Genomic DNA, 24,493 nt, shown 5'->3' with positions numbered 1-24,493 from the left:
CCCTCTGTCAAACGATCTTGATCAATTGCCACTGGGCTTTGACCGGTAGCCGTCTAGTGAAACCCGAGGGACCGGGACGGCATCGAGGCGCGGGCTTGGCTGATAACCCACGTGGGCACCCATCGTGGTCGAGTAGTACAAGCCAGCGAAGCTCTCCCCACCCTTGGCCCAGCGGAACTCCCGGACCGGATCGGCCATCTCGAACCGACGGTTCCAGCCTTGACCCAACGGCAGCCGACGATGCTGCCCACCCTCGACAAAGCCCAGTTCGAAGTCCGACAAGACGACGTCGCCGTACACCAACGCGGGAACAGCCACGGTCTCCCCCACCCAGTCGAGACCTACCGGTCAAGAACAAGTGGCAGAAACCTACCGACCGTCAAGATCACTTGGCAAACGAGCAAGATCCCCTGTCTCGGGTCAGCTGAAGGCGCACCGGCAGGAGCAGGGGGAAAGTTAAAATCGAACAACGCCGCTGGTTCTGGGCCGGGCATCAGTCCTCCACTGCAGGAGCGCACCCATGCCGCTGCCCGCCTCCCAGACGGCCGCCCGCGTCGGCCTCACCGTCCGCTACGTCAGTCACGGCACACCAGTGCGGCCAGACGGCAGCCAGGCTTTCCCCTCGGTCTGCCGGGCTGCCATCGTCACCGAAGTTGATCCGACCTACGTCGGCCGCGTCGGGCTGAACGTGCAGAACCCGAACGGGGTGTTCCATTATCCGCTCGCCGACGGCGGCTGCGAATGGCTCCCCCCGGCCGACGGTGGCTTCCCTCACCCGGGCGGTACCTTTCACCACCTCGACGAGTGCGAGGCCTGATGGCTCCGCCGATGACCCCGGCCGAGTGGCGGGCCGCGCTGCGCGCTGAGGGCGTCCCGATCAGCGAACTCGGGGGCTGGACGACGCGCGGCCGTGATGCCGCGACCGGGAAGCGGTTCGGCCCGGTCCGCGGATCGCTCAACCACCACACCGCGGCCGTCAACTCCCTGAACGCGATCGCTTTCCACGGGCAGGGCCCGGACGTCCCGCCGCCCCTCGCGCACGCCTACCCGCCCAAGTCCGGCGTCCTGGTCCTCGTGGCCGCTGGCCGCGCGAACCATGCCGGCCTGGCCGCCCGCAACGCGTGGGACGCGATCGTCGCCGAGCAGCCGATCCCACGGCCGGACAAGAGCACGGGCACGGTCGACGGCAACGACGGCCTCTACGGCATCGAGACGGAGAACCTCGGTGACGGCCGCGACGAGTACACGCGCGAGCAGTACGACACGTGGGTCCGGTACAACGCCGCGATCTGCCGCCACCACGGGTGGGGCCCTGGAGCGTGGCCGGGCACCTTGAGACCTCGGTCGAGGGCAAGCCCGACCCGCGGGGCCCGGTCGAGGGCTACGGGCCTCGCGGCCGGTTCACGTCCACCATGACGCAGCTCCGAGCCGACGTCCACCAGCGCCTGGCGCACGCGGCGAGCTGGAGCCCTCCGGCCCAGGAGGCCGACAGCAGGGGCCCCGCGTACGTCAACCTCGGCCCGTCCCGCGGAGTCCTGCTCGGCGCAGGCGAATGGACGGAAGTGCAGTTCACGCAGGAGTGGAATGACGAGGCCGGTGCCCACGCCGCGAACTCCGCCGTATTCGTCGCCGGACCGGCCCGGTTCAGCGGCACCCTCGCGCTGCGCTTCGAGGGCCTCCCGGAGGGCGAGGTCGTGCAGGTCCGCCAGAGCGAGTACACGGACTCCAAGCGCGTTCAGGACCATCCGATCGACGAGGTGCTCGCCACACCGGGCAGCACGTACCGGGTGCTCCCCCTGATGAACCGGCTGGGCACCGGCCGGACCATGCGGGTTTGGCTGCGCAACCAGTCCGCCACGGACATCGAGGTCGTGAGCGCCGTGCTCAAGGCGCTCGTCTGGAAGGAGGGTTGACCCAGTGAAGCGACCGATCGAGCGCAAGGTCCGATGGGCAACTGCGGTGGCCTACCTGGCCTCGTCGGGGCTCCTCGGCGTCATGGCCGCCGTGCAGGACAACGCGCGGGTGCTGGAGCCGATGCCGGACGGCATCAGCCCGCTCGTCCTGGCCCTGGTCCCCGGCCTGCTCACCTACGCGGCCGGATGGAAGGCCAGCCACCCCCTGCGGCCAGACCTGGGCGAGGAGTGAAGGAATGGACATGTCCACTGGGGTGCCCGGCCTCGGTGCGGTTCTGGTCTGGGGCGGAGCGCTCTCGCTGCTCGCTGGCCTCGGCGCGGCGATATGGCGGGTCGTGCGTGGCTTCTCCCGCCTGACCGGTAGAACAGGGCAGTTCCTTGATGACTGGTACGGCGAGGAGCGAGGGCCCGGGGTGCCTGCGAGGCCAGGCGTCATGGAGCGCCTGAGCAATCTGGAGGGCGCCCTCCGGTCGGTACAGCATGAGGTGAAGCCCATTTCGGGGGCGAGCCTGCGTGATGCTGTGGACCGCGCGAACGAGCGGCTGGAGCGGCTGTGTCCCGGCGTGATGGAACCGTGCGATCCGGAGGCCGAGCGCACCGAGCCGCCGGCTGCCCCGCCTGCCCTACCACCGCAGCCGAAGCCGCCGAACAAGCTTCCCGGCTCATGAGCGGACGCCCACCCTGTGCGCTGGGGTGGGCGCCCCTCTTTTTCAGCCCTTTCCACCACAGTCGTTGACCGATTTCCCTACTGTGTAAGGACCTCTCCTGCGAGAGGCTGTGACGTCGGTCCGCCGCAGCTCCAGGCGGGCCCGCGACGATCGCCAGGGAGGGGGACATGATCGAGCTGCAGGCCGAGACGCGGAGCCTGTACCCATCCCGCCCGCCCAGGCGACGAGGTGACTGGACGCCGTCGATCCGTAGTGGTGTCGCTGCCCATCTCTGATTACTGGCCCGGGTGGCGCAACAGGCAGACGCGACCGCCTTAAAAGCGGCTGAAGTGTGGGTTCGAATCCCGCCCCGGGCACTCAGCCTGCCTCCGACGAGGAGGGCTGTCCTGTTGGTGGCGCCCCGTCTCATTTTACGAGGCGGCTGTATGCAACTGCCGACACTTCACCGACCTCGACATCAATCCGAACTGGCGGCTACCGCCTCATGCGGGCCAGTTGCCCTGGAACGGCGAGGGTCAGGAGCTGTTCGGCTCCTTGTTCTGCGGCGCTCGCTGGTGAGCGAGGGCAGAGGTGATCGAGGGTGTGTCAGGACTGGCCTCGTGTTCGTGATCCGCCCCGGTCCTGTCCCAGGCCATGCGCCGCAGGCTCTTCGTGTGGAGGCCGGACAGCGCGTGCCCAAAAAGGCCACGGGCGTGGCGGTGCGTCAAGGTGAAGGTCCAGCCGTAGTCGGCGGCCGCCGTACCGGTGGAGTCGCCTGATGCTGTCTCTGCCACTGCTCAGCAGTGGCAGAGACAGCACCTTAGCCAAGAACGCCACGAAGTCCTGGCTCCGATTGACGAACGTACGCCCGCCGGTAGCTGTCAGCTAATGCTACTGAGTCGCCCCTTCGTCTGGCGCTAAAGGCCGCCGCGACAGCGTCACTCCCTCTTGCAGACCAATAAAGGGTGCAACTTGTGAGCTTTCGTCGAGGCAGGGGCCGTCACTCCTCGTCATCTTCATCATAGTCGGCATCTTCCCAGAGCAGGAATGTGCTGTCCTCATCCGGGCGTTGATATCCGTCCAGCGCTTCCCCAGTCTCCAGTGCTTCCGCCGTGTGATAAAGGTATGCGGAAAGAGAGTCCCACATCGGGTGTGAGGTTGGACTTATCTCCTCACCTTCGCGACTGTGCTCATGGATTCGTGTATCACTTGCCTCTCCAGCGATGAGGTACAGAATCCCCCCCGACCCGTCACTAGCGAAAGGAACGAAATGCGGACTGAATGGAGAAGAAGAATCCTTAGGCCAAACTTCCGTCTTGCTTTCCCATGCACTCACGATTCCGCTGCAGCTGAGCATCTCGAAGCGTGGCGGACATGCAAAGCTTCCGCTCCCGTTGTGACAGCGAAGCGACGCAGTGAGCATCGGCGGAATGGGGAACCCCAGTCGTTCCTCTGTGAGGGAAATTTCATCAGGGGTGGCACCAGGAGCCAGCTCCCGGTCCCGCCCCCGGTCCCGCAGCCAGTTCTTAATGCGCCACCAGGAGTGCGAAATGTCACTGTTCGACATGCTTACCTCCGAAAGAATGCGACATTCTACGTTGAGGCGGTACTCCGACATCGTATCGGAGTACCGCCACGCGGGGCATGCTTACTCTACGAGCTTGAACTGCTTACTGGCGCGTGAGATGCCTCTAGCTGGAACCAGACGGAATGAGACAAACCGCGGTTTGTAGATACTTGGGTCACGGTAGTGCGACCCCGTTGTAGATACTTCGCTATCGAACGTGTTGACGTTATAGGAGATCGTCCAGCGATCACCATTCTGCAGGGATGGGTGAGCGTGCGCGTTATAGGTGAACACTCTTCCGTCCCCGTAACTGCCCCAGGGGGGCGGCCCACCTTCCGTTGTGCGGTAAACCTCGTCCGCGCCTTCCCGGTAGCCGAACGGTCCGTACGGTGTGCACCCCGACCACGCACGGATCTTAGCGCTGAACGCTGCTGTGCTGTCTTGACTGATCAGGACGAACTGCTTGTTCCAGGGCGTAACGCTATATTCATTCGATACACCCTCAAGGTATTCATTTCCCTCCTTCTCGCTTCGCATCCACTTGTCGCCTCCGAGCTCTCCGGCATTGAAGAATTGCCATTTGTCAGCCTGTGACAAGTCGCTGCCCTTAACCCGGGCGATTCTCATTTTCTTGTTTACCTTGTGCTTGCTTACGCCGTAGATGTACGTGTAACCATCACCGCTGCGGGAGGCCGGCAGAAGGGCAGATCCCCATGCGACTCCAGTGTCCGAAGGTAGCGGATCGATCCAGATCGGCTGGCTGAGGTCATCGAGATCGAAAGTGGCTACCACGTTCCGTGCAAAGGCAAACGGCATTTCCGTGCCGTCGTGAGTGTTTCGGTATTCCTGGAACATGATCTGCAGGTAGTTTTTCCCACCGATCTTTGAGACCATTCCGTCCCCCAGCCAGTACCACCTGTCTTTTACCGCAGGCGGCATAAGGGCCTTTGGCCTCGCCTTTGTTCCGCCGGTTATCGTTGAGAGCGAAGCGCCTTTCTCGACAACAATCGAACTGTTGATGAACTTTGCCTTGGTGGGGCGGGTTCCGTCAGCATTGAGGGGGCCGAGAAATGTGTCGGAGAATAGATATAGCCGACGTCCGTCGGGCAGGACGACCGTGTAAGTCGAATCGCCACCCGTCCAGCCAGAATCCGTATCCTTCGCATACTGCAGAAGGGCACCCTCCGGGTATGCCTTCTTTTCCACCGCTTGTACGTCCGGGACGTCATTGTTGGCGCACACTGGATACTCGGCTTTAGCCACCATGCCGGTACGTGCCTGAGCCCCCCCGTAGTTGTCTCCGTTTGGATTTACTAGCTTCACGAAGAAGGGATCCTCATCCCGCGCTATCCGTTGGTCGTTGTAAAACTTCTCCAGTCGGCCGCCTGCCTTGCGGTTCTGGTGCTTATCGAGAGGAAGGACGGCGTAATGTGCACTCTCCTCACCAGTACCGCGCCCAGTCTTCGATCCTTGCTGGGTCGATGCGAAAGGGTATTCGTCGCAGTCAAGGGTTTCGCCCTTACTGTACTGTTCCCCGAAAAATATTTTACACTGCTTCTTCGATTCATTTCTGTTGCCCTCCAAGTTGGCTGGATTCGTGCGAGTCAAAGCGTCGCCACTTGCCACCGAACCCGGGATCTTTTTCCCGCCTGGAGAGATGGGAAAGGTGTCGTTCGGCCTGTTTTGCGCAGCCCAGATAAGATTTGCCGAATCTCTTACCTCGTCGTCGACGGTAAGGGTGAATACGTCGGGCCGGCTGCTATCAGGGTAAACGCATCCGTAGTGCCAAGCGAAGTATGTAGCGGAGTCGCACCGGAAGATGGGCCCCGAAAGATTGGCCTCGTCCGTTTCCGACGACATTTTGATCACGGCCGCATGCCATGCCATCTCGTCCGGATGGCCCGACCCTTCGGGTGAGGTGTAAGTGATCCAGGCCGTGCTGAGTTGAGGGTCCATCCATTGAGCGAGCGTCTGCGTCAGGGCGCCGCTGGTTGTACATTTCGGCGCCGAGGCACGGCCCGCCAGCCGCGGGTTTTCAGACGACGGGCACACGCCGGAGATCGTCATCCTATCCGTGCTGCGTGGAGCACCCCACGCAACCTTCGGCTCCTGAAGGTTTACGGTGATCTGATGCTTTCGGTCCGACAGGCTACCTCCCTGGTGCCCTTCCCCAGTGAAAAGCACCTTGAACTCGTATGCGCCGATAGGCTTGCAGTCAATAGGCGGGTTCATGCTCCTGCATTGCTGCGATACGAAGGTGAATTTTTGAGTCTTACACCAGTTCATGTGATCGAGGACGACCCCGTCCGGCTCATTTGCCCCTGGCGTATCGTGCCAACACCGGGCAGCCGCTCGCGAACCCGTCCCCTCTGCTTTCCTGGCTCTCATCTTAGCAACGAAATCGGTGCGTTCCTGGGCCTCGTCAGTCGATTCCTGTCTCGCTCCTCTCTTTTTCTTCTCGTGGTTTCTTGTCGGCGTGAGAGGCTTCTCGCTTTTCTCTTTCCTTTCGGCTTTGGAACTCCGCTCCTGGTCGCCTCTAGCTTCAGATGAGGCGACACTCTGAGGGCCTGGTGGCTGCTCCTGCGACCAGCTTAGTGTCGACATGAGCACTGCGAAGGTTAGAGCGAGACATAAGACGATGGATTTTTTCATCCTTACCTCCTTTGAGGAACATCAGATCCCTGCCTATTCGAGAGCTGTCGGGAGTGGGCGCAGCGCGAGGCGGACGGTCTCCCGTCTTCTTGTGCTGCCTTTGATCTCCCCAGGGGGCTCACGGAAAGTCGGCTGTAAGGCGTCGGGCCCTATTTAGGGCGAGACGCATGCGAGGGCCATGCCTTATCTCATGGAAGTCGAGGCCGCGATCTCAGATGAGCCGCCGGGTGCCGAGACCCCAAGGCCTCCGTGGCAGGTGCTCCCGGTCGGCACTCAGGTGTCTGACTCAGACATCAACTTTACGCACGCGAAGCACTGAAGTGAACATGACTTCTGCACATCTCTCACGAAACATCCACTTCCAGCCAGCCTGACACATGATGGCCATGCTCGTAGCCGCTGGTCACAGCCTCGCTGCCGGATATCGACAAAGGTGATCAGGGGCTTCAGTTGACTTGAAATATGAAGGTTGAGTTGCAGGTGAAATCAGTGGTTCAATCCGGACGCGCCCGCTCTGTGGCATCGCTTGACAGGCGCGTGTCGGGACCACAGCCGCAATCGTGCTGGGGTGAGTTCGAGCGCAGGAGTGCGCTGGTGGGCGAGTGGCTCAAGGCGCGACTTCATGCGAGTCAGCCATGGGTCGTTGCGCTTGTCACGCATGAGTAACAGCCCTTGCGAAGTCGCTTATGTGCCTGTGGATGTGCTCGCAGGCACATTGAGAGGTGACACAGCCGCCAGGTGCCACAGCAGGACATTGTGTTCGCCAATAGCAGGTGCAGCGGCCGACGCTGGCGTTTCGATCTCTTGCCAGGACTGGGCGCACGACTACGCGATGCTGTCGCGGGCCGGGCGGGCCGCAGCGGAGGGTCCGTTGTCCGCGAGTAGCTCGTGAAGCGGCACGTCCGGCTGGGCTCGCGGAAGCCTCGGCCTGTCGCTCTCGACTCGCCGGATGTCGGCGGTATGTTCGGAGCGTCCATCGGTTGAGCGTGCCACTCACGGAGTTCTGGACACGAAGCCCCACCCCAGCCAGCCCGGCGGCAGGGGCTTCGTCACTTCTTCATGCAGCCCGCTCGAAGTCGCCTTGAGTCGCCTCCGCCCACAGGGCGAGGAGGTGGTCGTACTCGGCGGTGCGGTTGTAGTTGAATGGCCGCTGCATGGCCTGGAGACGGCCCTGGCCGTGCAGTGCACTGGGATCGCTGCCCCTTTGTGGGCACAGCGGGCTCCGCCCCCGCCCCCCCCGGGGGGCCGGGTCCGCTCCAAACTCCCTCCGACCGAGGCGTGAAGATGTCCAAGACCACCACGCAGGAGACCAGAGCAACGGCCCTCGACCGACTTGATCCCGTGCCAGCCGGCCGCGCCATCACCGGCCGGGAACGCCGGGCCGCCATCCAGCAGTGGCTCTTAACGTCAGCAGGCAGCGAACGACAGGCGCACAGGCAGTGGGCATGCGGCAGCGTCGCGGTGCTGCGCTGCGGCCAGACGTTCGACGCGGTCCGTATCCCCGTGGCACTCGTCGAAGGCGCAGCGGGGACGGACGACCGGCAGCGCATCGCCGCCTACCTGAACGAGGCCTTGTTCGGCGGTGCCACGTTCATCGACGAGGTGACCAAGCATGTCTACTGCCTCGTGGAGGCCTCTGCGGGCGACTGGGACACGCCGGACACGTGGTACCTCGGCAAGCACCACCACCTCGGCGTGCCCCGCCTCGACGCGACAAGGGTCGAGCGGACGTACTGGCTCGTCGCGCCGGATGTCCCCGTGACGCTGTGCCTGCTGGACGCAGTGCGGCAGATGACGGATTTCGCCCGCTTCCGCGCGGCAACGCGGACCGATGGGTGACGTGCTGCCGGGCAAGCGGATCGTGACCTCCGACGGCATGGAGGCCGTCAGCGCCACATTCAGCCGTGAGCCCGCGTCCGTTCCTGCTGCCCGCTGTGTCGTACGCGCCGCTGTGGTCGAGTGGAACTTGCCGGGGCTGATCGACGTGGTGGAGACCGTCACCTCCGAACTGGTCACCAACGCGGGGAAGCACGCGCGACGCGAGTCGTTCCGGATGACCCTCCGCGTGTCTGCCGGCCAGGTGCAGGTCGCTGTCATCGACCTCGGCCGCGAACTGCCGCAGAAGATCATCGCCGGTGATCGAATGGGAGTGCGGCCGAGGCCTCGCCCTTGTCGACGCGCTGGCGCAGGACTGGGGCGTCGAGCCACTGTCGTGGGGCAAGCGCGTATGGGCCGATATCGCGGTCCCCTCGCCTCCCACGCCGCGCGTGCCTCAGGTGTTCAGCACTCGTCGTGCCCAGACCCTCTACATCCTGATAGTCCTCGCGGTCGCCGCATCCGTCTCGCTGGCTCGCTCATGGAGCCGCGACCCGGCACCTGCCAAATCTGCCACGGCTGGACGTCTGCCTCTCCCGCGACCGGGGTCACAACGCCCGCCCGCTCCTGCCTGCTGCTCATCACACACAGCAACGGGAGCGGGCGGGTCCCACCAAGAGGGTCCCGACGGCCCGTGAAGTCGGGGCGCTCTGCCGTTCCATCCCTCACCAGGAGGTACCCGTGACCGCTCGACCGCTCGTCCCCCCAACCAGGCCCAGGCCGCCTCGTGCTACTTCCGGACCTCGGTCGACCCTCCGCACCGCAAAGCCCTCATTCAGATCTGCGAGCCGTGCAACGAGAAGTGCAGGCACTGCTTCGTCTCGGCGACCACACGCGGCGCCTACATGGACTGGGACGCCGTACGGGACCGCCTAATCCCGCAACTCCTGGCCGCGCGCGTCAGCCGCGTCACGCTGACGGGCGGCGAGCCGACCATGCACCCGGGCCTGCTGCCCATCGCTGCTTCCTTCCGCGAGGCAGGCATGTCCGTGGGCGTGTGCACGAACGCCGTCGTGCTGTTGGACGAGCAGATCACCATGCTCGCCAAGCTGGAGGCCCACCTGAACGTGTCCCTGGATGGCTTCTCGGCCGACAGCCACGGCGTGTTCCGCGGGCGCCCCGCAGCGTTCGCCGAGACCGTGGAGAACGTGAAGCGGGCCGCCAAGGCTTGCTGTGCACCCCAAACAACTTTGCCCAGGACGAGGAGTACGCCGAGCTCTGCCGATTCGCCAAGGAGCAGGGCGCCGCGTATGTGCTGCTGAACCCGCTGGGCGAGATGGGGTGCGGCGCCGCCCCGGGCGCGCAGAAGCTGCGGCGGCCGGACGACCACGTGCGCAACATCGCCAGGCTGACGCTGCCGTTCGCCGCCGACCTGGACGTGGTCCACATCCGGTTCCCCAACGACGACAAGCCGCTGAGCGGGTGCGGAGCGGGCACGATCATCTACTTTTTCACCAAGGGCGAGGTCACGGTCTGCCCGTATCTGGTGTTCGCCGCGCGCACGCGCGTCAGCCAGCACCCGGACACGGACTTCATCGTCGGCAACGTGTGGGAGCACGACGACATCGCGGCGCGGCTGGACGCCTACCGTTTTCCACGAGCGTTGGAAGGTCGGCGACAACCACACCTGCGACGGCTGCTCCCTCAACGCCTCGTGCGGCAAGGGCTGCCCGGCGGCCGTCGTCGCCGCTGGCGAGCGGATCGGTGTGGTGGACACCGAGCAGTGCCCCGTAGTGCCGCGTCAGTCCCGCATGCTGCCTGTGGTCGGTGCGTCATGAGCGGAATGTTCGTCACCATCGACGGCCCCGGCGGAGTCGGGAAGTCGACCGTCGCTGCAGCCGTCGTCGAGCTGCTGCGCGCCGAGGGCGTCCCGGTGCACGCGACGCGGGAACCCAGCGACAGCGAGATCGGCAGGATCGCGCGCGACGGCACCGACAGGTACCGGGGGATGAGCATGGCGTGCCTCATCGCCGCCGACCGGTACCAGCACGTCGAGCACGAGGTACGGCCAGCCCTTGCCCGCGGCGCCCTGGTGGTCTGTGATCGCTACGTCGCCTCCTCGCTCGTGCTGCAAAGCCTGGGACGGCGTCTCGCGCGATCAGGTGTGGGAGTTGAACCACCACGCCGACCGGCCTGACCTTGCCGTCATCCTCAACGTCCGCGCGGACGATTCACTAGGCGGCTCGCACAGCGGGGCCCGCACAGCCGCTACGAACGCGAACCGGGCGGCACCGCGGCGGAATGCGCCGCGTACCTGGAGGCCGCTGGTTCCTCATGGCCGCCGGCGTCCCCGTGGTGCAGCTCGACGCCTCGACGGCCTGCGCTCAGAACGTCGCCCGCTCCGTCATCGCGGCGAGGAACCATGGACGAGGTGCCACGCATGACCCCCACCCTGGACGTGCTGACGTTCAACCTGAACAACCCCGGCCGCGAGCGCGCCGAGCGTCAGCTCTCTTACCTGGAGGCCCGGCCCGAGCCTGTTCTCGTCCTCACCGAGACCGCCGACAGCGCCGGGTGCGAGCTGCTGGCCACGCGCTTCGAGTCGGCTGGCTGCAGCGTCACCTACCCCCGGCCCGGCCGGGGCGAGCACGGCGTGATGGTCGTCTCCCGTCTGGCCACCGAGCCCGGCGCTGTCTCCCTCGATTACCTGCCGCACCGCTGCGTGTCCGTCACCGTCGGCACCACCGAGGGGCCGCTGGAGATCCTCGGCCTGTACGTGCCCTCACGCGACGCCACCGAAGTGTGACCGACCACTCGGCGCTCACCGTATCCCTTGCGCTGTGCCCGGTCGCTCCGCTGCCCACTACCACCCTGGACAGGGCCGACGCCGAGGCGTCGGCCCTGTTCTGACTCTGGAGGAGCCCATGGAGTCGGAGCCATACCGCGGCGGCGCCCCCATCCAGTCCGTCTCGCTGAGCATCACGGTGCTCGGTGTGCACGCGCGGGTGGACGGCCGCACCGGCTGGGAGGCATGGCGGGCCCTCCGCTGCCAGCACCCCAGGCTCGCTTGGATCATCGGCGGATACAGCGTGCTGCCCGTGCTGCTGGCCGTCCTGCTGGCCCTGTTCCTGTTCTGACCGCACAAGAGACCGAGGAACTGATGAGTGGCCACGTGTGGGAGCAGGTGGAGCGGCTGCGCGGCTGGCTGGCTGGACGCGCATCTTGAAGATCAGCGAGGAGCTGGGGGAAGTCGCCGAGGCATATCACAGCGCGACCGGCGCCAACCCGCGAAAAGGCCACTCGCACACGTGGGAGGACGTGAACAAGGAACTCGCCGACGTCATCGTGACCACGGTGGTCGCGCTGGCGACGACGGCCGCCGACGGCGACCCGGGCAAGCTGCTCGCCGACCGCCTCAACCACCTCGTCGCGCGCGCCCTACCGGAGAGGTGAGGAGATGACCACGACCACGCACGCGGTACGCGTGGAAGTCGCAGGCGCGACCATGACCGTCGTGTCCGATCATGACTTCGTCACCGGCTGGTGCCGTAGGTACTTCGCGCCTTGGTGGAACGTGAACGCGCTGGCGTCACAGGAAGACATCGGTTCAGGCCCGGTCATCATCGGTACGGTCGATGCAGGGGAGTACGACTTCATCGCGCGCTGCGTCAAACGGGCTCCCCACACGAGCACCTCGCACGCGGGGGAGAAGATGCTTCTCACGCGCCCCCTCCAGACGTACCAGGGAGAGGCAGACGTAACCGGCTCCCGCCAGGAGGACGTGGCCATGGCGACTGCCCGTCTGGTGCGCGACTCGGTGCGCGGCCAGTTGCTGCGCCACAACTGGTGGCTTATGCACGCCTCCGCGGCCGCGCATGGTGATCGCGTGATCCTGGCACTCGGCAAGAAGGGCGCGGGGAAGACGTCGGTCGCCCTCGCCTTGGCCGCTGGGTACGGGCTCGACTTCGTCGCGGACGACCGCGTCTTCGTACGGCCCAGCAGCAGCGGTGGCGTGGAGGTGCTGTCCTGGCCGTCGGCGGTCGCGGTGGGCTAGCTCGCAGGCGCTTGACGGCAATGGGCGGCGCCCCCGCGGCTGTGACGTTCCGGTGCGGCCCGGCGGGAAGCTCCAGCCCGTCCGGCGTTTGAGGACGAGGCGCGGAGCGCCGACAAGCGGGGTCCAGGGGCGGCAGCCCCTGGTTACGGGAAAGGGGCGGGCCTGGGGCGCCCCTCGCAAGGGCACCACCCGTTGACACGCCCCACCCGCCCCCCAAGACTCCCAGCATGCGCACCCAGGTCGGAATCATCGGGGCCGGCCCGGCAGGGCTGATGCTGGCCCGCCTGCTGCACACCGCCGGCATCGACAGCGTCGTCCTGGAGAGCCGCGACCGCGCCTACGTGGAGACCCGCCAGCGCGCCGGAATCCTGGAGCAGGGCACCGCCGACGCCCTGCGCGCGGTGGGCGCGGGGGAGCGCATGGACCGCGAGGGCCTGCGCCACGACGGCATCGAGCTGCGCTTCGCCCGCCGCAGGCACCGCGTCGACTTCCCCACCCTCACCGGCGGACGCACCGTGACGGTGTACGCACAGACCGAGGTGTGCAAGGACCTCATCGCTCTCCAGCGGAGCGAGGGCGGCCCCCTGCTCTTCGGGGCCGAGGCCCTCGCCGTGGAGGACGCCGGCACCGACCGCCCCCGCGTCCGCTACCGCCACCACGGCCGCGAACGGGTCCTGGAGTGCGCGTACGTCGCCGGGTGCGACGGCTTCCGGGGCGTGTCCCGGGCCGCCTTCCCGTCCGCGGTGGCCCGCACCTACGAGCGCTCCTACCCCTACGCCTGGCTCGGCGTCCTCGCCGACGCGCCGCCCTCCCACGACGAGCTGGTCTACGCCCGCCACGACCGCGGCTTCGCCCTGCTCAGCCTCCGCTCGCCCACGGTCTCCCGGCTCTACCTCCAGGTCCCCGCGGGCACCGACCCCGCCGCCTGGAGCGACGCGGACGTCTGGGACGAGCTGGAGCGCCGCCTGGAGACCGACGACGCCTGGCGCCTCACGCGCGGGCCGCTGACCGCGAAGTCCGTCACCCCCCTGCGCTCCTTCGTGCACGAGCCCCTGCGCCACGGGCGGCTCCTCCTCGCCGGGGACGCCGCGCACATCGTGCCGCCCACCGGCGCCAAGGGCCTCAACCTCGCCGTCGGCGACGCCGTCGCCCTGGCCCGCGCCCTCGTCGCCGCCGAGCGCGGCGACCACGCGCCCCTGGACGCGTACTCCGCGGACCGCCTGCGCCGCGTCTGGCAGGCGGAACGGTTCTCCAACGCGCTCACCGCCCTGCTGCACCGCCCCCCGGACGCCACCCCCTTCGACGACCGCCTCCAGCTCGCCCAGCTCGACCGCGTCGCCACCAGCCGCGCGGCCCGCGCCGACCTCGCCGAGGCCTACACCGGAGAGCCCTTCGACGGCCTGTCGTGACCGCCGCGTCACCCGGAGGGAGGATCGCGGACGGGACGGGAACAGCGGCGGCGTCCTCAAGCGTTTACCGGGCACAAGGCACACGACAGCGCACTCAAGAGCAGGGGTCCCCCGCCGTCCGGCGGGAAAGATCCTCCCCAGGCACTAGGCACATCCTTTTGCCTACGCATTACTCTTGAACCAAAGCCACGCTCGGTGGCCATGGAGGAGTGAGATGAGGAGCAGCAACCCGGTCTTCTCGCGACGGGGGTTCAGCCGCGACAACGGCTATGCGGGCTTCAACGCGCAGCCGCAGGCCGGGGGCCCCGCTGTCGGTACGCAGGCGAACCCGTACGCCCAGGGCAGTCCCTACGCCCAGGGCAACCCCTACGCGGGCCAGCAGGCCCCCACCAACCCGTACGCCCAGCAGGACCTCCAGGGCGCCCCGCCCCAGGCCCCGGTGACCACCGGCCGTATGACGATGGACGACGTCGTCATGCGCACGGCCACCACGCTCGGCGTCCTCGTCGTCACGGCGGCGCTCGCCTGGGCGCTGCTCCCCGTCGACGACGCGAACATCGGCAAGTCGTACGGCATCGCGATCGGCGCCGCCCTCGTCGCGATGCTCCTGGGCTTCGTCCAGGCCTTCAAGCGCACGGCGTCCCCGGCGCTGATCCTGGGGTACGCGGCCCTGGAGGGCGTCTTCCTCGGCGTCGTCTCCAGCGTCGTCGACAACCGCATCGCGAACGGCGCGGCCATGCAGGCCGTGCTGGGCACGATGGCCGTGTTCCTCGCCGTCCTGGTGGCGTACAAGGCGGGCTGGATCCGCGTCAACCGCCGGTTCTACGGCTTCGTGATGGCCGCGACCCTCGGCTTCGTCCTGCTGATGGCGGTCAACCTGCTGTTCGCCGTCTTCGGCGGCGGTGACGGCCTGGGCTTCCGCAGCGGCGGCCTCGGCATCATGTTCGGCATCATCGGCGTGCTGCTCGGCGCGTGCTTCCTGGCCCTGGACTTCAAGCAGGTCGAGGACGGCATCGCGTACGGCGCCCCGCGTGAGGAGGCCTGGCTCGCCGCCTTCGGCCTCACGATGACGCTGGTCTGGATCTACCTGGAGTTCCTGCGCCTGATCGCCATCCTGCAGGGGAACGACTGACGTACGGCACCACCCCGGTACGACCGAAGGGCCCGCGGAAGCGACTTCCGCGGGCCCTTCGTCTGTCGTCGTGGAGGTCGGGGGAGATGCGGGGGTCGGGGGTCAGCCCAGTTTGCGCGCGGCGCGCCTGAGGTCGTACTCGTGGATGATCGCCTTGGCGTGGCCGTACGCCAGGTCGTGCTCGCCGCGGAGCCAGCTCACCTTCTCCTCGAAACGGAAGAGGGAGGGGCCCTCGTCGACGGTGCGCAGCCAGTCGGAGACTTCACGACCGGTGCAGTGGGGGATGCGAGCCAGCAGATTCCGGTGGGTCTCTTCGGAGAAGACTTGGGACATCGGCGCCTCCGGACGCGTTCGATGTGGTCCGTCCTTCACGCCACCGTGCCTGAGCGTTCCGTTATTGGCAACAGTCCCGGCTCGGCACATAGGGTCGGGGCGTGCTCGATACGACACCCTTGATCGCCGCCGTGGACCGTTTCGCCGACCGGCTGCGGGCCGCGCCCCAGTCCCGGCTCCAGCGCGGGGCCGCCGCGGAAGCGCTGGCCCTGGCCCGCGAGTTGGCGGTGCGGGCCCAGCTCGCCGAGGCGCCGGGGGCCGAGCCCCGGGTGATGCCGGACGCCGGGATGTTCGCGGCCGCCGACCAGATCACCGTGGCGGGGCGGGACCTGGCGGTCGTCCTGCGCGACGAGCGGGAGCTGGCGGAGGCGGTACGGCTGGTGGAGGAGTCGCTGACGCGGGCCGGGGTGTGAGTCGGGCCCGCCGGAGGCCGGGCGGGCTCGGGCCCGCCGCGCGGGAGGCGGCCGGGGCTCGGCCGGGACGCGGCCGGGGCCGGTGGTGGCCGGCCGGGGCTCAGACGGAGGCGATGACGCGGTCCGCGAGGATGTAGACGTTCTCCGTACCGCAGGCGAACGTCAGGGCGTACGCGCCGGAGACGCCCGAGCCGCCGAGCAGCACCGGTGCCTGGCCGTCGCGCAGGGCGGCGGCGAGCAGCTCCGCGGTCTCGCGGTGGCCCGGCGTCATGCACAGCGTGGTGCCGTCGGCGAAGACGTAGACGTCGAGCGTGCCGAGCGGGCCCGGGCGGACGTCGGCCAGGGCCGTGCGGGCGTCGGCGAGCTCCTCCAGGCAGGCCACCGTGCGCTCGTGGTCGGTGTACGCGGGGGACTGCACCGGTACGAAGTCGGGGTGCGAGGGGTGGCGGCGGCGGGCCGCGGCCAGCTCGGGGGAGTCGCCCGCGAACTCCTCGGGGTCGGCGAAGGGCTCGACGACCGGCTCCAGGCTGTCCGGTTCCAGACCCGCCAGGTCGGCCTGGCGCGGCAGGAACAGCTCGTCCGCGACGCTCTCGGGCAGCCCGCCCAGGAGCGAGGGGGCGTCCGCGATGTCGCGGGCCTCCTGCGCGGCCCAGAACGCGCGCGCCTCGGCCAGCTCCCGCTCCCGCTCCTCGGCGAGGGCGTCGGCGACCGCCGCGCGTATCTCGTCGGTGTCCACCGAGGTGCGGGCGGCCGGCACGGTGGCCTGGCCGGCGGCCGTGGCGCCGCGGCTCTCGGCGAGCTCGGCGCGCAGCTCGGTGATCTGCTGCCGCAGTCCCCGCACGGTGCGCAGGGACGCGGCGCCCACGGCCGTGGCAGCGGCCGCGGAGAGCAGCAAGGCGATGTGCATGGCGCTCACTGACGTACTCCCGGTTTCAAGTCGACCCCCGACTTCCTACATCAGCTTGAAGCCTGCACGATCGCGGTGTCAGTGCAATACGTCATGAAAGGGACAGGACTTTGGGCCCGGCGCTTCCTTACGGACTCGCCTGACCTGGGCATATGCATCTCCCCCAGGAGATAGGTCACATCCTGGGGGAGATTGGGTCACGAAAGGATGGAGGTGCGTGCAGTATTAGCTGAGACGTTCGATGACCATCGCCATGCCCTGGCCGCCGCCGACGCACATCGTCTCCAGGCCGAACTGCTTGTCGTGGAACTGGAGGCTGTTGATCAGCGTGCCGGTGATGCGGGCGCCGGTCATGCCGAAGGGGTGGCCGACGGCGATCGCGCCGCCGTTGACGTTCAGCTTCTCCAGCGGGATGTCCAGGTCCCGGTAGGAGGGGATGACCTGGGCGGCGAAGGCCTCGTTGATCTCGACCAGGTCGATGTCGCCGATGGTGAGCCCGGCGCGCTTCAGGGCCTGCTTGCTGGCCTCCACGGGGCCGTACCCCATGATCTCCGGGGAGAGCGCGGAGACGCCGGTCGACACGATCCGGGCCAGCGGGGTCAGGCCGAGCTCGCGCGCCTTGGTGTCGGACATGATGACGAGCGCGGCGGCGCCGTCGTTGAGCGGACAGCAGTTGCCCGCGGTGACCAGGCCGTCGGGGCGGAAGACCGGCTTGAGGCCCGCGACGCCCTCCATGGTGACGCCCGCGCGGGGCCCGTCGTCCTTGCTGACGACCGTGCCGTCGGGGAGGGTGACCGGGGTGATCTCCCGCTCCCAGAAGCCGTTCTTGAGGGCCTCCTCGGCGAGGTTCTGGGACCGTACGCCGAACTCGTCCATCTCCTCGCGGGTGATGCCCTTGAGCCGGGCCAGGTTCTCGGCGGTCTGGCCCATCGCGATGTACGCGTCCGGGAGCAGCCCGTCCTCGCGCGGGTCGTGCCAGTCGGTGCCGGTCTCCTGGGCGCGGGCGGCGGTGCGGGCCTCGGCCTCGGCGAACAGCGGGTTGTGGGTGTCCGGCAGCCCGTCGCTGGAGCCCTTCTGGAACCGCGAGACCATCTCCACGCCCGCCGAGACGAACACGTCGCCCTCGCCCGCCTTGATGGCGTGCAGGGCCATGCGGGACGTCTGCAGGGACGAGGAGCAGTACCGGGTGATGGTGCAGCCCGGCAGGTGGTCCATGCCCATCTGCACGGCCACGATCCGGCCGAGGTTGTGCCCCTGCTCGCCGCCGGGCAGACCGCAGCCGAGCATCAGGTCGTCGATGTCCCGGGGGTCGAGGGCCGGGATCTTGTCCAGCGCGGCCTGGACGATCGTGGCGGTCAGGTCGTCGGGGCGCAGCTCCTTGAGGGACCCCTTGCCGGCACGGCCGATGGGGGAGCGGGCTGCGGAGACGATCACGGCTTCGGGCATCTGGGGCTCCAGGGGAGACGGACAGGGCTGGTAACGGGCAGGGCCTACTGGGAAGTTACCGGCCCGTAGCGTCAGGGTCACGGCTTGGGGGCTGTGACGCGGGTCGCTCTGGGCGCGGGCGGAGCGGGGTTCGGCCGCGGGGTTCGGCTTGCGGCGGGCGGGTGGTGCCGCCGCTGCCGCGGCGGGGGTGCCCACCCGCCCGCCCATGACCAACGGCTTCGCCGGTGCGGGTTGGCTGCTTTCGCGCAGGAGGTGTCCCCCATCGCCCCGGGGGACGACCACCCACAGCGGGGGGCGCCAGACGCTTCAGGCGATCGGGGTCGGGGCCGGGGTCTGGATGCGGCGGCGGCGCCGGCGCTTGAGGAGGGCGAAGGGGCCCCGGTGGCCGCCGGGCGCCGCGCCCGTGACCTCGGTGCCGCCCTCGGCCGCGGCCTGGGCCGCCGCCCGTGCCACCGGCAGGAACCCCTCGCGCCGCGACACGTCGGGCCGCTCCTCCTCCGGCCACAGACCGAGCGCCGCGCACAGGGTGGGCAGGAGCGCCATGGCCGCCGTGGCGTACCCCTCCGCCGAGGGGTGGTAGTTGTCGGGACCGAACAACTCGCGGGGGTTCGCCGCGAACTCCGGGCCCAGCAGGTCGCCCAGCGACACCGTGCGCCCGCCCTGCTCCACCACGCCGATCGTCTGCGCCGCGGCCAGCTGCCGCGAGACCCGGCGGGCCAGCCACCGCAGCGGCTGGTACACGGGCTCGATCGTGCCCAGGTCCGGACACGTGCCAACGACCACCTCGGCGCCCGCGGTGCGCAGTCTGCGCACCGCCGTGGACAGCAGCCGCACCGACCGCGTGGGCGGCATCCGGTGCGTCACGTCGTTGGCCCCGATCATCACCACGCACACGTCGGGCACCCCGCCTGTCTCGTCCGACAGGACCAGCGTGACCTGCCGGTCCAGGTCGTCGGACTGCGCCCCGGCCTTCGCCACCACCCGCAGGTCCACCGGCCGCTCGGCCACCGCGGCGAGCCCGGCGGCGAGCAGCGCGGCGGGTGTCTGCCGCGCCCGGTGCACCCCGAGCCCGGCGGCCGTGGAGTCCCCGAGCACCGCGAACCGCAGCGGCTCAGCGGACCCGGCACGGGCCGCGAACGGCGCCCCGTACCGCCCGTCGGCCCGCGGCGGATCCCCGTACCCGCCGTTGCCCACGGAACGCTTGGCAAGCTGCACCTCCGCGAGGACGAGCCCGATCGTGGCCGCGCCGAGCAGCCCGATGCCTCCGCCGCCGTACGCCGCGCCCGCGGCGATGCGCCGCGCCACCCTCGCCCTCGACATCCCCGCGGTCACCCCTGCCAGGTCGTTCGTTGTGGAGCCGTGCCGTGCGTCCCGTACGGGCCGTGCCGTGCGGCCCGTACAACCAGTCCTTGCCCCGTGGAGCCGGTCGGCCAATCGCGCGGAGAGGTGAAGCGGGCAGATGGCCCCGTAGGCTGACGTCTACCGAAGCAAGCATGACCAAGACCCCTCGTGCGGCGGTCGAACCCACGCGACGCCGCGACCCGGATACCCGGCCGGATACACGGAGACAACGGTGCGATTCCACGACTCGATGATCAGCCTCGTCGGCAACACCCCGCTGGTCAGGCTCAACAACGTGACGGAGGGCCTGCGGGCCACCGTTCTCGCCAAGGTCGAGTACTTCAATCCGGGCGGCTCCGTGAAGGACCGCATCGCCCTGCGCATGATCGAGGCGGCCGAGGCCAGTGGCGAGCTGCGCCCCGGCGGCACGATCGTCGAGCCGACCAGCGGCAACACCGGTGTCGGTCTCGCCATCGTGGCCCAGCAGAAGGGCTACAAGTGCGTCTTCGTGTGCCCGGACAAGGTGAGCACCGACAAGATCAACGTGCTGCGCGCGTACGGTGCCGAGGTGGTGGTCTGCCCGACCGCCGTCGACCCCGAGCACCCGGACTCGTACTACAACGTCTCCGACCGGCTCGTGCGGGAGATCCCGGACGCCTGGAAGCCGGACCAGTACTCCAACCCCAACAACCCGCTGTCCCACTACCACTCCACCGGCCCGGAGCTGTGGGAGCAGACGGAGGGGAAGATCACCCACTTCGTCACGGGCATCGGCACGGGCGGCACGATCTCCGGCACGGGCGGGTACCTGAAGGAGGTCTCGGGCGGCAAGGTGAAGATCATCGGCGCCGACCCGGAGGGCTCGGTGTACTCCGGCGGGTCCGGGCGGCCGTACCTCGTCGAGGGCGTCGGTGAGGACTTCTGGCCGAGCGCCTACGACCGGAACGTGACGGACGACATCGTCGCCGTCTCCGACAAGGACTCCTTCCAGATGACCCGCCGCCTGGCCAAGGAGGAGGGGCTGCTCGTCGGCGGCTCCTGCGGCATGGCGGTCGTCGCCGCCCTGCGCGTCGCCGAGGGCCTCGGCCCGGACGACGTCGTGGTGGTGCTGCTGCCCGACAGCGGCCGCGGCTACATGAGCAAGATCTTCAGCGACGAGTGGATGAACGACTACGGCTTCCTGGAGCAGGCCGGCGACCAGCCGCGCGTCGGCGACGTGCTGCGCCGCAAGGAGGGCGGCGAGCTGCCCTCGCTCGTCCACATGCACCCGGAGGAGACCGTCGGCGAGGCGATCGAGGTGCTGCGCGAGTACGGGGTCTCGCAGATGCCCATCGTGAAGCCGGGCGCGGGACACCCCGACGTCATGGCCGCGGAGGTCATCGGCTCGGTGGTGGAGCGGGAGCTGCTCGACGCGCTGTTCACGCAGCGGGCGTCGTTGCACGACCCGCTGGAGAAGCACATGTCCGACCCGCTGCCGCAGGTCGGCTCCGGCGAGCCCGTCGGGGACCTGATGTCGGTGCTCGGCGACGCGGACGCGGCGATCGTCCTGGTCGAGGGCAAGCCCACGGGCGTGGTCAGCCGCCAGGACCTGCTGGCCTTCCTGGCGGGGCAGCAGGGAAGCTGACCTCGTCCTCTCGGGGTCGGGCGCGCCGCGGCCGAGGCCGTGACTTCGCGGAACCGGTACGAGGGCGACACGTTCGCGCAGCACCCGCTTAACACGGCTCCGGCATCGTAGGGGGTGTCGGCGTCAGGGCTTCCGGAGCGGCTCCCGGACCTCTCGTGACGCCCGGACGTGAGCGCCGGCCCTGACCTGGCGCCCGTCCCTCGCGGGGACCGCCGTCGTCCCGTCCCCCGGCCGCGCGGCCGGGGGTGCGGCGGTCCCCGCGCTCCGCGCGGGCTCACTCCTGGGCTGCCCCGGGCCGTCGTCGGGCTCTTCCCCCGCCCACCCGCCCGCTCATCGCGCCGGCGCGCTCGTCCTCAAGCGCCGGACGGGCTGAAACCGTGCCACCCGGGCTCGTCGGACGGCGGACCCGCCGCCGGGGCGGGACCGCGGCCGCGACCCGCTAGGACGGGGTCGGGCTCAGTCCGTCCAGTCGGGGCCGCGGTCGCGGTCGCGGCGGCGGGCGAGGGCGAGGAGCCCCGTGCCCCGCGCGGCGTGCACCGCGTTGACGCCGACGATGCCGAACCACGTGACGAACAGCCCGGAGAGCCCCGCGTTCACCACGCCGATCGCCGAGAGCGGGATCGCGAGGATGAGCGAGACGATGCCGAAGCCGAAGCGCTCGCCCCAGGAGTCGACCCCGCTGGCGGGGTTCCTCGCGTTGCGGGCCATGATCATCTGCTGCTCGGCCAGGTGACGGCGCATCTGCCGGTCGATCGTGCTGTCGAGCCGCTTCTCGACCTTTTCGAGGAAGGAGTCGACGAGCGCGGACTCGTACTCTTCGCCGAGGTCCTTGCGCGCGTGCAGGGCGGCGTCGAGTTCCTTCTTGAGTTCGGCGTCACGGGTGGCTTCCATACCGGTCACGGTACGCGTCCGGCCCCGCCCGGTCAGTGGGGCTAACCCCCCTTTCCGCACGGGGCAGACCCCCGGAAGCCGCGGAGCTCCCTAGCGCAGGATCCGTACCCGCCCGGTGTCGAGGTCGAAGCGGGCGGCGAGGACGGTGGCCGGGCGGAAGGCGCTGTCCGCGCGCAGGGTGTCGCGCATGCGGCGGGCGTGCGCGGCGACCGTGTGCTCGACCCAGTCGCCGGGCAGGTCGCGGCAGGCCCAGGCGGCGGGGCCGATGGACTCGACGAGCCGGGCGAGGTGACCGGTGACGGGTCTGCCCGTGCGGAGCTGCTGTATCGCGGCCCCCACCGCCCCGCAGCGCTCGTGGCCGAGGACGAGTATCAGCGGTGTCTCCAGCTCCTCGACGCCGAACTGGAGGGAGCCGAGGACCGCCTCGTCGAGCACCTCGCCGGCGGTGCGCACGCAGAGCAGGTCGCCGAGGCCCTGGTCGAAGAGCAGCTCCGGCGGCACGCGCGAGTCGACGCAGCTCAGGACCGTCGCGAAGGGGTGCTGCTCGTGGGTGAGTGAGCGGCGGCGCCCGCGGTCCTCGTGCGGGTGCCGGGAGTGGATCTCGGCCCAGCGGCGGTTGCCCTCCATGAGGGTCTCCAGGGCCTCCTGCGCGGTCCTGGGGCGGCGCACGGCCCCGGCCCGGCCCGGTGCGGCCGAGGCGGCACCCGTGGCGGAGGCGAGCGCCGTGGCGGCGGTGGCGGTCAGGGCGGTGCGGCGGTGGACGGGGCGGCGGGAGGTGGCGGGCATGGTACGTCCTCAGGTGCGGCGGAAAAGGGTGGTTCACGGTAGGTGCACCGTTCCTGTCGCCAACTTCCCTTGGTGCAGCCTTGGGTAAGTGCGCGTCAGTTCTTGGGCCCCTCCATACCGGTCCGTGACGCGGCCACCCGGCCGGGCGGGGGCTGCGGCGGGGTGCCCGCGGGGGCGCGCCGGGCGAGCAGCCAGTACAGGAGCGCCGGGACGGCGAGCCCCACGATCCAGGAGATGTCCGCGCCGCCCAGCCGGTCCACCAACGGCCCGGTGTAGAAGTGGGTGACCAGAAAGGGCAGTTGGGCCGCGAGCCCGATCCCGTACACCGTGAGCGCGTCCCAGCGCCACGCCCCGTACCGGCCGTGCGGGTCGAACAGGGCCGGGATGTCGTACCGCTCCTTGGAGATCAGGTAGTAGTCGACCAGGTTGATCGCCGACCACGGGGTGAAGAACGTCAGCAGGAACAGCAGGAAGTCCTTGAAGGACGTCAGGAAGCTGTCCTTGCCGAGCAGGGCCACCGTCGTGCCCGCGACCATGATGAGAGCGATGTACGCGGCCCGGCCGCGCGGTGACAGCGCTTTCTGGGTGCGGAAGCCGCCGACACCGGTCACCATCGACATGAAGCCGCCGTAGGTGTTGAGCACGTTGATGGTCAGCTTGCCGAGCGCGATGACGAAGTACAGGAACGACGCCACCAGGCCGGTGCCGCCCAGCTCGACCACGTACGCGACCTGGCGGTCCATGAACGCGTCGCCCGCGCTCGCCGCCACCAGCACGCCGAACGTCATCGACCACTGCGAGCCGAGGGCTGAGCCGGACAGCGTCCACCAGAAGGTGGCGCGGCCCGAGGTGGCGCGCGGCAGGTAGCGCGAGTAGTCCGCGACGTACGGGCCGAAGGCGAGCTGCCACGACGCCGACAGGGAGACGGCGAGCAGGAAGACGGGCAGGTCGAAGTGCGCGTCGGACAGCAGCGCGGACAGCTCCACGCGGTCCAGGAGGCGGGCGCCGAGGTAGACGAAGGCGAGCGCGCAGATCACGCTCGCCACCCGGCCGAGGGCGTGGATCACGCGGTAGCCGACGGCCGCCGTCACCGCCGTGACCACCGCGAACAGGATGATGCCCGTCGTGTCGCCCGTGTGCGTCAGCTCGGCCGTGGCCTGCCCGGCGAGCACGCTGCCGCTGGCGAAGAAGCCGACGTACATCAGGATCACCAGGAGGAGCGGCACGGCGGCGCCGCGCACCCCGAACTGCGCCCGGGACTGGATCATCTGCGGCAGGCCCAGCTTCGGGCCCTGCGCCGAGTGCAGGGCCATGACGGCGCCGCCGAGGACGTTGCCGAGCAGCAGGCCGACGACCGACCACACCACGTCGCCGCCGAAGACGACCGCGAGGGCGCCCGTGACGACCGCCGTGATCTGGAGGTTCGCGCCGAGCCAGAGGGTGAACTGGCTGAAGGCGGTGCCGTGCCGCTCCGCGTCCGGTACGACGTCGATGGAGCGGCGCTCCACGAGAGACTCTGCCATGGCCTGCGCTGCGCTCCTCACGGGCGGGTGCCCGGTCGCG

At 68.9% G+C, this 24,493-nt stretch carries 26 protein-coding genes and 1 tRNA gene; 17 read left to right on the top strand and 10 right to left on the bottom strand.

Annotated features, from left to right (window positions below; all coding sequences use genetic code 11):
• Window positions 1–21: 21 nt before the first annotated feature.
• Window positions 22–318 carry a hypothetical protein gene (locus QK440_RS22910; protein ID WP_282795055.1) on the bottom strand — a complete coding sequence of 99 codons (297 nt, stop codon included), beginning with the start codon at window positions 316–318 and terminating at the stop codon, window positions 22–24.
• Window positions 319–520: 202 nt separating this feature from the next.
• Here QK440_RS22910 and QK440_RS22905 point away from each other — a divergent pair, with 202 nt between their 5' ends.
• The 6 genes from QK440_RS22905 to QK440_RS22880 all read left to right on the top strand — a co-directional run bounded on the left by QK440_RS22905 (window position 521) and on the right by QK440_RS22880 (window position 2,937).
• Window positions 521–817 (top strand): hypothetical protein, encoded by a 297-nt coding sequence (locus QK440_RS22905; protein ID WP_282795054.1) that lies wholly within the window; start codon window positions 521–523, stop codon window positions 815–817.
• Window positions 817–1,416: an N-acetylmuramoyl-L-alanine amidase gene (locus QK440_RS22900; RefSeq protein WP_282795053.1), complete on the top strand. Its 600-nt coding sequence runs from the start codon at window positions 817–819 to the stop codon at window positions 1,414–1,416. The genes QK440_RS22905 and QK440_RS22900 overlap by 1 nt, the downstream gene beginning before the upstream one ends.
• Window positions 1,413–1,913, top strand: a complete 501-nt coding sequence (locus QK440_RS22895; RefSeq protein ID WP_282795052.1) for a hypothetical protein — start codon at window positions 1,413–1,415, stop codon at window positions 1,911–1,913. The genes QK440_RS22900 and QK440_RS22895 overlap by 4 nt, the downstream gene beginning before the upstream one ends.
• A 4-nt stretch (window positions 1,914–1,917) precedes the next feature.
• On the top strand, window positions 1,918–2,145 hold the full coding sequence (locus tag QK440_RS22890; RefSeq protein WP_282795051.1) for a holin: 228 nt from the start codon (window positions 1,918–1,920) through the stop codon (window positions 2,143–2,145).
• A gap of 4 nt (window positions 2,146–2,149) precedes the next feature.
• Window positions 2,150–2,581: a hypothetical protein gene (locus tag QK440_RS22885; RefSeq protein WP_282795050.1), complete on the top strand. Its 432-nt coding sequence runs from the start codon at window positions 2,150–2,152 to the stop codon at window positions 2,579–2,581.
• Between the two features lie 281 nt (window positions 2,582–2,862).
• Window positions 2,863–2,937: transfer RNA gene (locus QK440_RS22880), tRNA-Leu, on the top strand.
• Between the two features lie 623 nt (window positions 2,938–3,560).
• Here QK440_RS22880 and QK440_RS22875 read toward each other — a convergent pair.
• Window positions 3,561–4,127, bottom strand: coding sequence for an SMI1/KNR4 family protein (locus QK440_RS22875; protein ID WP_282795049.1), 567 nt, complete (start codon window positions 4,125–4,127; stop codon window positions 3,561–3,563).
• A gap of 81 nt (window positions 4,128–4,208) precedes the next feature.
• The gene (locus tag QK440_RS22870; protein ID WP_282795048.1) at window positions 4,209–6,779 is read right to left on the bottom strand and encodes a hypothetical protein; all 2,571 of its coding nucleotides are present in this window, start codon (window positions 6,777–6,779) and stop codon (window positions 4,209–4,211) included.
• Window positions 6,780–8,063: 1,284 nt separating this feature from the next.
• Here QK440_RS22870 and QK440_RS22865 point away from each other — a divergent pair.
• The 9 genes from QK440_RS22865 (at window position 8,064) to QK440_RS22825 (ending at window position 15,189) form a co-directional block, all read left to right on the top strand.
• Window positions 8,064–8,618 (top strand): hypothetical protein, encoded by a 555-nt coding sequence (locus QK440_RS22865; protein ID WP_282795047.1) that lies wholly within the window; start codon window positions 8,064–8,066, stop codon window positions 8,616–8,618.
• 686 nt (window positions 8,619–9,304) lie between these two features.
• Window positions 9,305–9,916: a radical SAM protein gene (locus QK440_RS22860; protein WP_349239313.1), complete on the top strand. Its 612-nt coding sequence runs from the start codon at window positions 9,305–9,307 to the stop codon at window positions 9,914–9,916.
• A complete protein-coding gene (gene tmk, locus QK440_RS22855) occupies window positions 9,907–10,791 on the top strand; it encodes a dTMP kinase (protein ID WP_282795046.1) in 885 nt (294 codons plus the stop codon). The genes QK440_RS22860 and tmk overlap by 10 nt, the downstream gene beginning before the upstream one ends.
• 243 nt (window positions 10,792–11,034) lie before the next feature.
• Window positions 11,035–11,400: a hypothetical protein gene (locus QK440_RS22850; RefSeq protein WP_282795045.1), complete on the top strand. Its 366-nt coding sequence runs from the start codon at window positions 11,035–11,037 to the stop codon at window positions 11,398–11,400.
• 118 nt (window positions 11,401–11,518) lie between these two features.
• Window positions 11,519–11,731 carry a hypothetical protein gene (locus tag QK440_RS22845; RefSeq protein ID WP_282795044.1) on the top strand — a complete coding sequence of 71 codons (213 nt, stop codon included), beginning with the start codon at window positions 11,519–11,521 and terminating at the stop codon, window positions 11,729–11,731.
• An 85-nt stretch (window positions 11,732–11,816) separates the two neighbouring features.
• The gene (locus QK440_RS22840; protein ID WP_349239311.1) at window positions 11,817–12,047 is read left to right on the top strand and encodes a MazG-like family protein; all 231 of its coding nucleotides are present in this window, start codon (window positions 11,817–11,819) and stop codon (window positions 12,045–12,047) included.
• Window positions 12,048–12,051: 4 nt separating this feature from the next.
• Entirely contained in the window at window positions 12,052–12,648 is a 597-nt protein-coding gene (locus QK440_RS22835; protein WP_282795042.1) for a hypothetical protein, read from the top strand.
• 227 nt (window positions 12,649–12,875) lie between these two features.
• Entirely contained in the window at window positions 12,876–14,057 is a 1,182-nt protein-coding gene (locus tag QK440_RS22830) for a 4-hydroxybenzoate 3-monooxygenase (protein ID WP_282795041.1), read from the top strand.
• A 214-nt stretch (window positions 14,058–14,271) separates the two neighbouring features.
• Entirely contained in the window at window positions 14,272–15,189 is a 918-nt protein-coding gene (locus tag QK440_RS22825; RefSeq protein WP_282795040.1) for a Bax inhibitor-1/YccA family protein, read from the top strand.
• Between the two features lie 102 nt (window positions 15,190–15,291).
• Here the strand turns inward: QK440_RS22825 and QK440_RS22820 are convergent, their stop codons facing one another.
• Window positions 15,292–15,522: a DUF4287 domain-containing protein gene (locus QK440_RS22820; protein ID WP_190136754.1), complete on the bottom strand. Its 231-nt coding sequence runs from the start codon at window positions 15,520–15,522 to the stop codon at window positions 15,292–15,294.
• Between the two features lie 101 nt (window positions 15,523–15,623).
• Between QK440_RS22820 and QK440_RS22815 the strand changes: the two genes are divergently transcribed.
• Entirely contained in the window at window positions 15,624–15,935 is a 312-nt protein-coding gene (locus tag QK440_RS22815) for a hypothetical protein (protein ID WP_282795039.1), read from the top strand.
• Window positions 15,936–16,035: 100 nt separating this feature from the next.
• On the opposite strand, the gene QK440_RS22810 is transcribed toward QK440_RS22815, so the two are convergent.
• The 3 genes from QK440_RS22810 to QK440_RS22800 all read right to left on the bottom strand — a co-directional run bounded on the left by QK440_RS22810 (window position 16,036) and on the right by QK440_RS22800 (window position 19,608).
• Window positions 16,036–16,842, bottom strand: a complete 807-nt coding sequence (locus tag QK440_RS22810) for a hypothetical protein (protein WP_282795085.1) — start codon at window positions 16,840–16,842, stop codon at window positions 16,036–16,038.
• Between the two features lie 225 nt (window positions 16,843–17,067).
• Window positions 17,068–18,288, bottom strand: a complete 1,221-nt coding sequence (locus tag QK440_RS22805) for an acetyl-CoA C-acetyltransferase (protein WP_282795038.1) — start codon at window positions 18,286–18,288, stop codon at window positions 17,068–17,070.
• A 306-nt stretch (window positions 18,289–18,594) separates the two neighbouring features.
• Entirely contained in the window at window positions 18,595–19,608 is a 1,014-nt protein-coding gene (locus QK440_RS22800; RefSeq protein WP_282795037.1) for an SGNH/GDSL hydrolase family protein, read from the bottom strand.
• Window positions 19,609–19,861: 253 nt separating this feature from the next.
• Here QK440_RS22800 and QK440_RS22795 point away from each other — a divergent pair, with 253 nt between their 5' ends.
• Entirely contained in the window at window positions 19,862–21,253 is a 1,392-nt protein-coding gene (locus QK440_RS22795) for a cystathionine beta-synthase (RefSeq protein WP_282795036.1), read from the top strand.
• A 456-nt stretch (window positions 21,254–21,709) separates the two neighbouring features.
• Here QK440_RS22795 and QK440_RS22790 read toward each other — a convergent pair whose 3' ends face one another.
• From QK440_RS22790 to QK440_RS22780, 3 genes are all read right to left on the bottom strand, one after another.
• Window positions 21,710–22,144 carry a hypothetical protein gene (locus QK440_RS22790; RefSeq protein ID WP_282795035.1) on the bottom strand — a complete coding sequence of 145 codons (435 nt, stop codon included), beginning with the start codon at window positions 22,142–22,144 and terminating at the stop codon, window positions 21,710–21,712.
• Between the two features lie 90 nt (window positions 22,145–22,234).
• A complete protein-coding gene (locus tag QK440_RS22785) occupies window positions 22,235–22,930 on the bottom strand; it encodes a carbonic anhydrase (protein ID WP_282795034.1) in 696 nt (231 codons plus the stop codon).
• Between the two features lie 95 nt (window positions 22,931–23,025).
• Window positions 23,026–24,453 carry a cytosine permease gene (locus tag QK440_RS22780; protein ID WP_282795033.1) on the bottom strand — a complete coding sequence of 476 codons (1,428 nt, stop codon included), beginning with the start codon at window positions 24,451–24,453 and terminating at the stop codon, window positions 23,026–23,028.
• Window positions 24,454–24,493 lie beyond the last annotated feature (40 nt).

The sequence above is a fragment of the Streptomyces sp. CC224B genome (genome assembly GCF_030010595.1).
GTDB classification, from domain to species: domain Bacteria; phylum Actinomycetota; class Actinomycetes; order Streptomycetales; family Streptomycetaceae; genus Streptomyces; species Streptomyces longispororuber.
This window is presented reverse-complemented; position numbering and strand designations above follow the sequence as displayed.